This window comes from Streptomyces sp. NPDC056479 (assembly GCF_042795335.1).
Taxonomy (GTDB): Bacteria; Actinomycetota; Actinomycetes; order Streptomycetales; family Streptomycetaceae; genus Streptomyces.
In genome coordinates this window covers 1-12,840 of record NZ_JBHTRZ010000005.1, presented here as the reverse complement: position 1 = coordinate 12,840, position 12,840 = coordinate 1, and the positions used below count along the sequence as shown (strand labels likewise).

Genomic DNA, 12,840 nt, shown 5'->3' with positions numbered 1-12,840 from the left:
GGGCGAGAACCTTCAGGCGCGCACCCAGCGACCACCGCACCCACACCGCCCCACGCCGACAAAACCCGCGCCCCCACCACGCACCCCCGCGACAATGACCCGGTGCGGTACAGAATCCTGGGCGTCACCCAGGCAGAGGACGACCAGGGCACCGTCATACCCGTCGGCGGCCCCCGCCTACGCGCCCTGCTCACCGCCCTCGCCCTACGCCCCGGCCACCTCACCACCCCCCACACCCTGATCGACGAGGTCTGGGCCGACGACCCGCCCCAGGACGCCCCCGCCGCCCTCCAGGCCCTGATCGCCCGCCTGCGCCGCACCCTCGGCAAGGACACCGTCACCTCCGCCCCCGGCGGCTACCGGCTCACGGCGACAAGGGACGACGTGGACCTCTTCGTCTTCGAACGCCTCGTCCACGAGGGCACCTCAGCCCTCGACCGCGACGACCCGTCCGTCGCCGCCCGGACCCTCACCACCGCCCTCGCCCTGTGGCGCGGCCCGGCCCTGACCGACCTCCCCGACCGCACCGCCCCCGCCACCCGCCCGGAGGCCCTGCGCCTGGAGGCAACCCGAGCCCGCATCGAGGCGTACCTACGGCTCGGCCGCGCCCAGCACGCCGTACCCGAACTCAAGGAACTATCCGCAGCGCACCCGTACGACGAACCGCTGCACGCCCTCCTCATCCGAGCCCTGCGTGACACGGCCCGACCCGCCGACGCCCTGGCCGCGTACGAGACGGCCCGCCGTGCCCTGGCCGACGGTCTGGGCACCGACCCGGGCCCGGAACTCCGTGCCCTGCACACGGAACTGCTGAAACCGGCGACATCCGAGCACAACACGGAGAACGCCCCGGGCAGGACGAGGCGGCCCACCTCCGACGCGCATCCGCAGCCCGAGCCCAGCCCGCCGCCCCCGTATCCCGAACGCACCGGCAACCTCCGTCCCCGCCTTACCTCTTTCGTGGGCCGGGAACTCGAACTCGACGCCATCCGTTCCGAATTGCACAGGGCCCGACTGGTCACACTCACCGGACCGGGCGGCTCTGGAAAGACCCGCCTCGCCGAGGAAGCCGCCGCCGGCCTCCCCCAGGCATGGCTCGTCGAGCTCGCCCCGCTCGACCGGCCGGAGGCGGTGCCAGGCGCGGTGGTCAGCGCGCTCGGTCTGCGCGAGACCGTGCTCATGACCAACGAGCTGACGACCCCGCAGGACGACCCGCTCGCCCTGCTGATCGAGTACTGCGCCCGGCGCAGCCAACTCCTGATCCTTGACAACTGCGAACATGTCATCGGCGCCACCGCCACCCTCGCCGAGACCCTCCTCACCCACTGCCCGGGCCTCACGATCCTCGCCACCAGCCGTGAACCCCTGGGCGTCCCCGGTGAGTCGGTTCGCCCGGTCGAGCCCCTGGTCCCCGACCAGGCGCACCGCCTCTTCACGGACCGCGCGGCGGCCGTCCGCCCCGACGCCGCCGCCGTACTGCGCGACGGCCGCGACCAGGAGGCCGTCGAGGAGATCTGCCGCCGTCTCGACGGACTGCCGCTGGCCATCGAGCTGGCGGCGGCCCGGCTGCGCCTGCTCACCCCCCGGCAGATCGCCGACCGCCTCGACGACCGCTTCCGCCTCCTCACCTCCGGAAGCCGTACGGTCCTGCCCCGCCAGCAGACCCTGCGCGCCGTCGTCGACTGGTCCTGGGAGCTGCTCGACGAGCGGGAGCGGACGGTGCTGTGCGAGGTGTCCGTCTTCGCCGGCGGCTGGGACCTCACGGCGGCGGAGGCCGTGTGCACCGGTCCGATCGCCGACATCCTCGGCGCGCTCGTCGACAAGTCCCTGATCGTGGCCACCCCGTACGACCGGGACGGCACCGCGGGCACCGACGGCATGCGCTACCGGATGCTGGAGACCATCCACGAGTACGCCGTGGAGCGCGCCGCCGAGGTCCCCGAGCGGCGGCTCACGGCCGAGCGCCGGCACCGCGCATGGGTGCGCGCTCTCGTGGAGGAGGCCGACCCGCTGCTGCGTTCCGCCGGTCAACTCCCGTGGATCTCCCGCCTGGAGACCGAGCTGGACAACATCCGCACGGGCCTCGACCGCGCCCTGACCGAGGGCGACGAAGCGGAGGCCACGGCCATCTCCCTGGCCATGGGCTGGTTCTGGTGGCTGCGCAACTACCGGGTCGAGGGCGCGGCCTGGATCGAGCGCGTGCTGCGCCTGTGCGCCGCCCTGGATGCCACCGGCCCCGGTGCCCCGCCCGCCGCCGACCCGGTGGACGCCTTCCTCGCCGCCCCGGAGGAGCAGGCCCGGCACCCGCGGCACGCGGTCCGGATGGGCCTTCGTATGCAGCACCTCTTCCTCGCCATCGAATTCGAACCGGTGGAGCACTGGCAGGACGAGCGATGGGGGCGGTACATCGACCGGGTGCGGGCCCACTTCGCGCACGGCGGCCCCGAAGCGGCCCGCATGCCCGGCCTGGTCTGGCCGCTGACCGACTACATCCTCGGTGACACTGCGGACACCGCGACCGTCATGGACGCCGTGCTGACCAACTGCCGTGCGTACGGAGGCGACTGGGAGGTCGGCTGCATCCTGATGTTCCGCACGCACATGCTCGTCGACGCACCGGGCGACCTGACGGGCGTGGACGACGACCTCGCGGAGCTGCGGATCCTCAGCCGCCGGGTCGGCGACCGCTGGATGCGGGCCCAGGTGTGCAGCGCGGCCGGCGAGGCGGCCATGTCGCGGGGGCGCTATGAGGAGGCCGAGGGGGAGTACGAGGAGGCGCTGCGCCTCGCCCACGAGGTGGGCGCGTACGCCGAGACACCCTTCCTCGTCGCCCGCCTCGCCGAGATCGCCTACCGCTCGGGCGACCGCGAAGCCGCCCTGACCGCGCTGGACGAGGCGGGTGCCGCGGCCGACCGGTACGGCGTGGCGGACTCACGGGCGTTCGTGCTGCTGATGCGGGCGCAGCTGGCGCTGGACGACAAGGACACCGCACGCGCGCGTGAGCTGTGTGAAGCGGTCCGCGCGGAGATCGAGCGGGCCACGGTGCCGCCCCAGTTCATCGTGATGCTGCACACGGTGGAGGCCCTGGTCGTGACGGTCGAGTCGAGCCCGGAGCATGGACTGCCCCTCCTGGCCGACACCTTGCGCATGGCCGTGGAGAACCGGTGCGCCGAAGTGATCACGGCGACCCTCACGGACGCCGCGGCGGATCTGCTGACCCGGCTCGGCGACCATGCGCGCGCGGCCCGTCTGCTCGCCGCCTCGGAGCACTGGCGCCGTGGCCATCCGCGCCGGTTGCCGGAGCGCGCCCACGCCGAGCGGGCCGAGTCCGAAGCCCGTACGGCCCTGGGTGCCGAGCGGTTCACGGCCGCGTACACCGGCGGCAGCGCCCTCACCCACGAGGACGTGGTGCGCGACCTCGCCGAGGCCGTCCGCGGCCTTCCAGGAGACGGGCCGAACGGCCCTACCGGCAGCTGAACTTCGACTCCGCCCAGTCCGCCAGCAGCAGGTTGTCGAGGGTGCCACGCGGCTCGACCACCAGCCTGACGGTCTCGCGCCCGGTGAGATTCACCTGGACGGGCACCGCCGCGTCCCCGGCCTTGACGACGGCGGACCGCCACAGCCGGACGCCGTCGGCATAGACCGAGAAGGAGAAGCGGCCGAGACCCAGGTTCGAGTCGTCGACGCCGACCAGCGCGCGATAGGCGGAGCACTCGCGGTTGAGGTCGATGGTGACGGAGGACCGGCCGTGCACGGTGACGCCGTGTGCGTACTGCCGGCCGGCGATCGCCACATCGTCGCGCTGCCACACCCAGCTGCTCTGATACAGCCGCATCTCGGGCTCGGCGCCGTCGCCGTTGAGGTCGTACGACAGTTCGCTCCACTGGTAGTCGGCCGGGGCGGGCGGCGGGGGCGGCGTGGGTGTGGGTGTCGGTGTCGGGGCGGGAGTCGGCTTCGGTGAAGGCGTGGGGGTGGGGGTGGGGGTGGGCTTCGGGCTGGGCGTGCGCGTGGGGGTGGGGGTGGGCGTAGGGGTCGGAGTCAGGGGCGACTCGGGCTCCACGGCCGGGACGGGCGCCGTTGGCTGCTGCGTCGGCTCCTTCTCCGGCGGCCGCGGTGTCGGTGTCTCCTCGACGATGGGGGAGGGCACGGGGGGCTGCTTGGCGTCCGTCCTCGGGGCAGCCGGCTGGTCGTTGCCGGCCAGCGCGAGCACGATCGCCGCCGCGACGCCCACGGCGACCACACCGGCCGCGACACCGGCCTTCAGAGGCGCACCCAGCCCCTCGGAGGCCGCCGCCCCGCCTCCGGCGCCCGCCCCGCCGGACGAACTACCGCCCGCCGCCGCGGCCCCACCTGCGGTACCACCCGACGAACCTCCGCCCGCCGCCACGGCCGCCCCGGCGGCACCGGCCGCACCCGCCCCGGCACCGCCGGCGATGAGCCCGGCCGCCTTGGCGTACCCGGCGGCACCGAACCAGCCGATGACCGCGACCGGCACGACGCCGGGGATACCGCCGGCGACTTCCTTGATCTGGCCCGCGGCCAGCCGGCACTTGGCGCACTCGTCCAGGTGCTTGCGCAGGCCCCGTTCGGCGCGGGTGCGCAGGCTGCCGCGGGCGTAGGCGCCGAGCCGGTCGGCGTAGCGGGCGCACGCCTCGTCGCTGGCCAGGCTGGCGCTGACATGGGCCTGGAGGTAGGCCTGCTTGAGGCCCTCGCGGGCGCGGCTGGCGAGCACGCGCGTGCCGTTGGCGTCCAGCCCGAAGAGCGTGGCGACCTCGCTCGGCGACTCGTCCTCGACCTCGGTGTGCCACAGCACGGCCTGCCAGCGCTCCGGCAGTGACCGGAAGGCCTGCATGGCCATGGACTGCTCGGCCTCGTGCATCGCCCGCACATCCGCGCCGAGGTCGAGAGTGTCGTCGTCGGACACCTCGGACACCCGCGTGGACTGCGCGGCGAACACCGCGAAGTCGTCGACCAGTTGCTCCCGCCGCGCCGACTTCGTCCAGTCCGCGGCGGCCCGCCGGATCGAGGTGAGCAGATAGGCGCGTACGGCGTGCTCGGGACCGGAACCGCCGCGTACGGCCTGGAGCATGCGGGCGAAGACCTCGGCGGTGAGGTCGTCCGCGGTGTGGGCGTCACGGCAGCAGGTGCGCGCGTACCGGCGCACCGCCTGCGCGTGGCGCCGGTACAGCTCCTCGTAGGCGCTGTCGTCGCCGGAGCGCATCCGGCTGATCAGGTCGATGTCGGACGGCGGCAGCTCGCGCGGGGGCGGCAGTACGCCGTCTTCGCGCCGGTCGCGCTGTGCCGGGACGCTGCCCTCGGCGCCGCCCGGAGCGCGGCCCTGAGGTCGGGTCTCCAACGGGTCGGCGCCCGGTGGCAGGTCGGCGCGTCCGCCCTGACTCGGTACCTGCGGAGTCGCCGCGTCACCGTCACCGCGTGACTCGTCCCACCCGTCAACGCTCATCGCGGAAAGCCCCCGCCGCCGGCTCCACCAGTCCTGGACACCGGGTCAGGGTGCCACATTGGCTTTTGGTCAGGACCCACGCGTAAGGACATCCACTCGTCCGTGGGGACTTCCCGCGACTCAGTACTGGCCCCCGCCCGCGCGGGAAGGCTCAATCAGCCCCCGCGGGGCGGGAGTTCGGTGCCAGGCCCGGAATGCCGGGCATGTTCCGCGACGGTGTTCGAGGCGAGGGCGGCGCAGCACCCCGCCTCCCGGTCACCCGTACGTCACCACGCTGGCGTCACCGTCGACTCACGCCTGAGGCCGCGACCGCAGCCCCTCCAGCAGGATGTCCAGCAACCGTGCCGAGGCCGCCGCCTGCTGCGCCGCGTCCGGCAGCGAGGGCGCCGCCGTCGCGATCACCAGCAGTACGTCCGACACCGAGACGTCGGCCCGCAGCTCACCCGCCGCGCGCGCCCGCTCCACGAGCTGACCCACCACGTCGAGCAGCGCCGCCGCCGCTTCGTCCACCGGGTCGGCCGCGGCCACCGGCGCGTGCTCGGGCACCAACCGCAGTTCACCCACGCCCGGCTGCATCCGCTGCTGCGGCACCCGCGCCTCGTCGAGCCCGGCGCCGTCCTCGGCGACCCCGACCCGCAGCACCTGCGGCGGCAGCAGCCGGCCCGCGCCCGAGGCCACCGATGTGCGCAGGAAGCGCGACAGCGCCGACCACGGCTCGTCCTCCTGGCCGAGCGCGGCACGCGCCTGGTCGGTCAGCCGGGACGTCTCCTCCTCGGCTATCCGCCGCACCAGGACGTCCTTGCTCGGGAAGCGCCGGTACACCGTGCCGACGCCGACCCGCGCACGCCGCGCCACGTCCTCCATCGGCGCGCCGTACCCCAGCTCGCCGAAGACCTCGCGCGCCGCGCGCAGTACGTGCTCCAGATTGCGCTGTGCGTCCACGCGCAGCGGCGTCGCACGCGAGCTGTCCCCGCGTCCGTTGCTCGCAGCCGCGCTCATCGTGCCGCCCACCGTGCCGCCGCCCGGTGCGATGGCGGACGCGGAAGACCATCGAGAATCCTGAACATGCATAAGCGATCCCCCGGTAATGACGTCTCCCCCCGGAGACTCCCCGTCATTGCAAAGCCGGAGCGTCGCGGAACATGCCCGGACCACGAGCCCGTTCTGTGCGACTCGCGGACCCGAAGAGCGCATCCCCCTACACCCCGTCGACACACGAACATAGTTGAGCGAGGGTCAATTCAGAAGGGGCAGGTTCCGCACGGAGCGCCCCTCGATCGGAGTACGGGTCGTTTACGTCCGGATTGCGCCACCCGTCAGCCGCCGGCGCACACCCTTTGACCTGCGAAGTTTCCGCGCACTCCGGCAATTCGGCCAAATCGCGGCGTCGTCGGCTTCCGGTCACACAAATTGTCGAGCCTGTGGACAAACGCAAGCGTCGGGTGCGTCATGGGATGGTGAAGGAACGTGCGCGCATTCTCGTTGTCGGCGGCGGCTACGTCGGGATGTACACGGCCCTGCGTCTGCAGCGGAGGCTGAAACCGGAACTCGAACGGGGCGAGGCCGAGATCACCGTCGTCACTCCCGACCCGTACATGACGTATCAGCCGTTCCTCCCCGAAGCGGCGGCCGGCTCCATCTCCCCGCGCCATGTGGTCGTCCCGCTGCGCCGCGTCCTGCCCCGCTGCCGGGTCATCATCGGCGAGGCCACCGCCATCGACCACGCCGGGCGCACCGCGACGCTGGCCACCCTCGCCACGGAGGAGGAGGGCACCGGCACCGAGAAGCTGTCGTACGACGAACTCGTCCTCGCCCCCGGCTCCATCTCGCGCACCCTCCCCGTCCCCGGCCTGGCCGAGCACGGCATCGGCTTCAAGACCGTCGAGGAGGCCATCGGCCTGCGCAACCACGTCATCGAGCAGATGGACATCGCCTCCTCCACCCGTGACCCCGCGATCCGCGACGCGGCCCTCACCTTCGTCTTCGTGGGAGGCGGGTACGCGGGCGTGGAGGCGCTCGGCGAGCTCGAGGACATGGCCCGGTACGCCACGCGCTACTACCACAACGTCCGGCCCGAGGACATGAAGTGGATCCTGGTCGAGGCCTCCGACCGCATCCTGCCCGAGGTCGGCGAGGACATGGGCCGCTACACCGTCACCGAACTGCGCCGCCGCAACATCGACGTACGTCTGCACACCCGCCTGGAGTCCTGCGCGGACCGCGTCGCCGTCCTCGACGACGGCGCCCGCTTCCCGACCCGCACGGTCGTCTGGACGGCCGGCGTCAAGCCTCACCCCATCCTCGCCGCCACCGACCTGCCTCTTAATGCGCGCGGCAGGCTGAAGTGCACCCCTGAGCTGACGATCGACGGCGCCACGCACGCGTGGGCCGCGGGAGACGCCGCCGCCGTCCCCGACGTCACCGCGGGCGCATCCGGCGCGGAGTGCGCCCCCAACGCCCAGCACGCCCTCCGTCAGGCGAAGGTGCTCGGCGACAACATCGCCCACGCGCTGCGCGGCGAGCCCCTGGAGACGTACGCCCACAAGTACGCGGGCTCGGTCGCCTCCCTCGGCTTCCACAAGGGCGTCGCCCAGGTCTACGGCCGCAAGCTGAAGGGCTACCCTGCCTGGTTCATGCACCGCGTGTACCACCTCAGCAGGGTGCCGACCTTCAACCGCAAGGCCCGTGTCCTGGCCGAATGGACACTGTCGGGGCTGTTCAAGAGGGAGGTCGTCTCCCTCGGCTCACTCGAACATCCCCGAGCGGAGTTCGAACTCGCGGCCGGTGGAAAGCATCACTCCAACCCGGGAGACGACACGAAGGGGTCGTCCTGACCGGACCCAGGAACTCCATCGACAGGGCAGGCGTCTGACGGGTGTCGGCCAGGACGGCCGCACTGCCAGACTGATCCCGAACCGATCCCGACCCTGGACGACCCTTGGACGAACCTGGACGGGCACCCGCCCGCCCTTCCACCCCACGAGGCTCTCCCCACACTTCCGCAACCCCGGGGTGCCGCCGCCCCTCAGATCTCCGGCCGGGTCCGGAGCTGGCCGAAGACGACGACACGAGGCAAGGATTCGTGAACTTCACGCGCTGGAGCGCCCGGCTCCCCGGAACGCAGCGCCGCGCCGCAGCGCGGACCGAAACCGCGGCGGCGGCCGCCCAGGACCGCCGGGGAGAGAGCACGAGCCCCGTCCCCGCGGCCCGCGTCGAACAACTCACCGACGAAGCGGCACCGATCCCCGCCGTGGACGAGTTGCCGGTCCGCGAGGTCCTCGACCGGGTCCCGGCGCTGGTCGCCCTCGTCCACGGCACCGACCACCGCCTCGCCTACGTCAACGACGCCTACGCGACCGCCTTCGGCGCACGCCCCCCGGGCGAACCCGCCCGCGAGGCCCTCCCCGAACTGGCCGAACTGGGCCTGCTCCCCCTCCTGGACCAGGTCCTGCGCAGCGGCAAGCCCCGCACCCTCAAGTCCCGCAAGGCCCCCGACGGCCGCTCCTACACCTTCACCTGCACCCCCGTGACCGAGGGCGACGGCGGCGTCCTCGTCTTCGCCACCGACGTCACCGACCACGCGGAAGCGGCCGAACGCCTGCGCGCCAGCGAACGCCGCCAACGCGAAACGGCCGTCACCCTCCAGCGCTCCCTCCTCCCCCAGGAGCTCGAGGAACCGGACGACCTGCGCATCGCCGCCACCTACCACCCCGGCGGCACCGAGGCCGCGGTCGGCGGCGACTGGTACGACGTGATCACCCTGGGCGGCGGCCGCACGGCACTGGTGATCGGCGACGTGATGGGCAGAGGCGTACGAGCAGCCGCGGTCATGGGCCAACTCCGTACGGCCGTGAGGGCGTACGCCCGCCTGGACCTCCCCCCGCACGAGGTCCTCCAACTCCTGGACGGCCTGGCGACCGAGATCGACGCCAACCAGATCGCGACCTGTGTCTACGCCGTCCACGACCCGAACGAGGGGCGCCTGGTTTACGCCTCCGCCGGGCACCTCCCGATCCTGGTCCGGGACGAGAACGGGGACGTGCAACGCGCCGACGAACCCACCGGGCCGCCCCTCGGCACCGGCGGCTGGATGCACGCGTCCGGCTCGATCGCCCTGAGCCCGGGCTCCACGGCGGTCCTGTACACCGACGGCCTGGTGGAACGCCGGGACGAGGACCTCGACGAGGGAATCGCCTCCCTCGAACGCGCCCTGGCCGGCGCGACCGGCACCCCCCAGGTCGTCTGCGACCGCCTGGTCCGCAGCGCGGGAGTCACCGCGGACCATGACGACGACGTGGCGGTCCTCGTCCTCCAGCACCCGGCCCGCACCGGCCACGACAGCGACCTCTTCCGCAACGCGGCCCTGGAACTCCTGGGCGGCGTGGAAGCAGCCCCCCGCGCGCGTGCCTTCGCCTCCGGCGTCCTGACCAGCTGGCGCTTCCCCACAGAGCTCCACGACCTGGGCGTCCTGGCCACCAGCGAGCTGGTCGCCAACTCCCTCCAGCACGGCACCCCGCCCATGCGCCTACGCCTGCGCCGCACCGACCGCCGCCTGATCGTCGAGGTCACCGACGGCGACGACCACCTCCCACGCCGCCGCCGAGCCGAACCGGCCGACGAATCCGGCCGAGGCATCGCCATCGTCGCCACGATCGCCTCCGCCTGGGGCTCCCGCAGAACCCCGGGCGGCGGAAAGGCGGTGTGGTGCGAGTTCGCCCTACCAAAGCCACCGAGCCGCTGAACCCCCGCCCACTTCTCAGCGCCGGCCGGCACCATCCAGCCCGTCTGCCCGTGGGAGGGCGAGGCCCCCGCCCGCCGGCCACCTCTCAGTGCCGGTCGGCACTCTCAGCCTGTCCGGCGTTTGAGGACGAGGCCCTGTCAGGGCCGATGGGGGTCCAGGGGGCGGAGCCCCCTGGTGGGGTCGAAGGGGCGAAGCCCCTGGGGATGGGACGGGTAGGGGCGGCGGGGGCGAAAACTCAGGCGTGCGCCTGAGGCTGTCCCACAGTCGAGACCGCCCCCTGCGCCACCACCCGACTCTTCCCCAACCACGGCCGATCCTGCACCGCACTGAGCTGCCGCCCCAACCGCAGCGCGAGATACGTGATCCCCAGCGAGAACAGCAGAAACGTCACGACATACGGCCCATGCAGCGACGCCCCCATGGGCCCACCCACAGCCGGCCCGACCGCCAACGCCAACTGCTTCACCAGGGCGAAAGCGGAGTTGTACTGCCCGGCCATCCCACTGGGCGCCAGATCCGCCACCAATGGAGCAACGGTCGGCGACAACATCGCCTCACCCAGCCCGAACAGCGCATAGGTGGAGATGAAGGCCGCCGTGGCCATCTCCTGGCTCCCGTTCCCCAGCCCGGCATACCCCGCCGCAACCCAGGCCACGGCCCAGATCAACCCGACGGCAGCGATCACCCGAGACCGCCTCCGCCGCTCCACGAACTTCAGCACGGCGAACTGCGCCACCACGATCATCGCGGTGTTGGCGGCCAACGCGGTCCCGAGCCCCGACGTGGAAACCCCGGCCGCCTCGACCCCGTACGCGCTGAGCCCCGACTCGAACTGCCCGTAGCAGGCGAAGAACAGCACGAAGCCCAGCACACACAGCTGCACCATCGCCCGGTTCCCGAGCAGCTGCTTCCAGCTCCCCTTCGCCGACCGCTCTCCCGGCACCCCGTCCACCCGCGGCGCATGCGGCACCCGCACCGTCGACATCACCACGACGAGCAGCAGGAACATCGCCGCCTCGATCGCGAACAGCAGGGTGAACGACGAGACACTCGACGTGTCGACGAGATGCCCGCCGATCAGCCCGCCGACCCCGAGCCCCAGGTTCTGCAGAAAGAACTGCGTCGCGAACGCCCGCGACCGCGTCTCCGTGGTCGAGCAGTCCACGATCATCGTGGCGAGCGCCGGCTGCATCACGGCCTGCCCCGCCCCGAGCGCCGCCGCCGACAGCAGTACGGCCGCCGCACTCCCCGCGAGCCCGAGGCTCAGCGCCCCGAGCGCGGCGGTGACCAGGGCGGCTAGCAGCACCGGCAGCGGGCCCCGCCGGACGATGGCTCGTCCGGCGAACGGCAGCACGACCAGCGCGGCCACGGCGAAGACGGCGAGGACTAGCCCCGCCGTCATGGCACCCAGTCCCCGCACCTGCGCCACATAGACGTACAGGTAGGGGACGGTGAAACCGAGCCCGAACGCGCTGAGTGCGTTACCCACGTGGATCCGGCGCATCGCTACGCCCATCGCCCTGGTCACGTTCACCTCTCCTCATATGCAGACTTGAAGACTTCAAAGCTAAACTTCGAAGCTAAAGAGTACACATAGAAGGACTTCAACGCCAAGCGAGCCCGTGCCATACTCGGCCCATGGGTGACACCGGCATCAGCGAACCGACGCTCGAGGAACAGATCGCCGCCTACCAGCGCGAGTTCCAGGGCCTCGACCCCCAGGTCGAGAAGATCGTCTCGGCGCTGTCCCGCCTGAACCGACGTATGAACGTCGCCTACGGCCGTCAGACCGGCGCCCTCGGCATCAGCAACGCCGAGTGGGAGGTCCTCAAGGCCCTCGTCCTCTCCGGTGCCCCGTACCGTCTGGGCCCCAGCGACCTGGCCAAGCGCCTCGGCCTCACCCCGGCCGCGATGACCCACCGCATCGACCGGATGGTCACCGAGGGTCTGGTGACCCGGGAGCGCGACGAGTCCAACCGCGTGCGCGTGATCGTGGAGCTGACCGCGGAGGGCCGCGAGAAGTGGCTCGAGGCGATGCGCCTCGCCTCGGTCTTCGAGGAAGACCTGCTGCAGGACCTCTCGCCGGCGGAGCGCGCCACCCTCGGCGATGTCCTCACACGCCTCCTCCGTAGGGTGGAACACGCCCAGCCGGACGCCGGCGGACGCCTGAGCGATCTGGACTGACGCGAGGTCAGACGCCTCGGGAAAAGATCTTGACAGGGAGCGCTTGACAGCCCCCTCCCGGATCCGTAATGTTCTCCGGGTTGCCGCCGAGCCGTAACGGTTCTGCGACAGCAACTCCCGCCGCGAGAGCGGCAAACCAAACCACCAGCACGATCTCCCGACCGGGTCGATTTCGGCATGCCCGAATTCAATTCGAATTGGGACTCGGCGGCCCGATTGGGAATCGCCGAGAGGATCCGCTAAGGTTTGAGACGTCGGAACGGCCCAACGGCCGGGAGGACAAGCCCCGCTGACTGGGGGTCAGGCCCGAAAGGATCTGATAAAGTCGGAACCGCCGGAAAGGGAAACGCGAGAGCGGAAACCTGGAAAGCACCGAGGAAATCGGATCGGGAAACGGTCTGATAGAGTCGGAAACGCAAGACCGAAGGGAAGCGCCCGGAGGAAAGCCCGAGAG

7 protein-coding genes are annotated in these 12,840 nt (G+C 72.0%); 4 read left to right on the top strand and 3 right to left on the bottom strand.

Features of this window, described 5'->3' with window-relative positions:
* The first annotated feature begins 102 nt into the window (after window positions 1-102).
* Window positions 103-3,477, top strand: coding sequence for a BTAD domain-containing putative transcriptional regulator (locus ACFQ6S_RS20265; RefSeq protein WP_383411348.1), 3,375 nt, complete (start codon window positions 103-105; stop codon window positions 3,475-3,477).
* On the opposite strand, the gene ACFQ6S_RS20260 is transcribed toward ACFQ6S_RS20265, so the two are convergent.
* Together ACFQ6S_RS20260 and ACFQ6S_RS20255 are read right to left on the bottom strand one after the other, a co-directional pair.
* Window positions 3,464-5,461 carry a sigma-70 family RNA polymerase sigma factor gene (locus ACFQ6S_RS20260; RefSeq protein ID WP_383411345.1) on the bottom strand — a complete coding sequence of 666 codons (1,998 nt, stop codon included), beginning with the start codon at window positions 5,459-5,461 and terminating at the stop codon, window positions 3,464-3,466. The two genes, ACFQ6S_RS20265 and ACFQ6S_RS20260, sit on opposite strands and share 14 nt — an antisense overlap.
* Before the next feature lie 291 nt (window positions 5,462-5,752).
* Complete coding sequence (locus tag ACFQ6S_RS20255) at window positions 5,753-6,532, bottom strand: TetR family transcriptional regulator (protein WP_383411342.1); 780 nt, start codon at window positions 6,530-6,532, stop codon at window positions 5,753-5,755.
* Between the two features lie 383 nt (window positions 6,533-6,915).
* Here ACFQ6S_RS20255 and ACFQ6S_RS20250 point away from each other — a divergent pair, with 383 nt between their 5' ends.
* A complete protein-coding gene (locus ACFQ6S_RS20250) occupies window positions 6,916-8,295 on the top strand; it encodes an NAD(P)/FAD-dependent oxidoreductase (protein WP_383411340.1) in 1,380 nt (459 codons plus the stop codon).
* Between the two features lie 248 nt (window positions 8,296-8,543).
* Window positions 8,544-10,202, top strand: coding sequence for a SpoIIE family protein phosphatase (locus ACFQ6S_RS20245; RefSeq protein ID WP_383411337.1), 1,659 nt, complete (start codon window positions 8,544-8,546; stop codon window positions 10,200-10,202).
* A gap of 235 nt (window positions 10,203-10,437) precedes the next feature.
* Here ACFQ6S_RS20245 and ACFQ6S_RS20240 read toward each other — a convergent pair whose 3' ends face one another.
* The gene (locus ACFQ6S_RS20240) at window positions 10,438-11,706 is read right to left on the bottom strand and encodes an MFS transporter (protein ID WP_383412944.1); all 1,269 of its coding nucleotides are present in this window, start codon (window positions 11,704-11,706) and stop codon (window positions 10,438-10,440) included.
* Window positions 11,707-11,840: 134 nt separating this feature from the next.
* Between ACFQ6S_RS20240 and ACFQ6S_RS20235 the strand changes: the two genes are divergently transcribed.
* Window positions 11,841-12,386 carry a MarR family winged helix-turn-helix transcriptional regulator gene (locus ACFQ6S_RS20235; protein WP_383411334.1) on the top strand — a complete coding sequence of 182 codons (546 nt, stop codon included), beginning with the start codon at window positions 11,841-11,843 and terminating at the stop codon, window positions 12,384-12,386.
* Window positions 12,387-12,840: the final 454 nt, after the last annotated feature.

Coding starts and splice junctions, on each gene's coding strand:
- ACFQ6S_RS20260 (WP_383411345.1), bottom strand. CDS start 5,461: ATGAGCGTTGACGGGTGGGACGAGTCACGCGGTGACGGTGACGCGGCG.
- ACFQ6S_RS20255 (WP_383411342.1), bottom strand. CDS start 6,532: ATGCATGTTCAGGATTCTCGATGGTCTTCCGCGTCCGCCATCGCACCG.
- ACFQ6S_RS20250 (WP_383411340.1), top strand. CDS start 6,916: ATGGTGAAGGAACGTGCGCGCATTCTCGTTGTCGGCGGCGGCTACGTC.
- ACFQ6S_RS20240 (WP_383412944.1), bottom strand. CDS start 11,706: ATGCGCCGGATCCACGTGGGTAACGCACTCAGCGCGTTCGGGCTCGGT.
- ACFQ6S_RS20235 (WP_383411334.1), top strand. CDS start 11,841: ATGGGTGACACCGGCATCAGCGAACCGACGCTCGAGGAACAGATCGCC.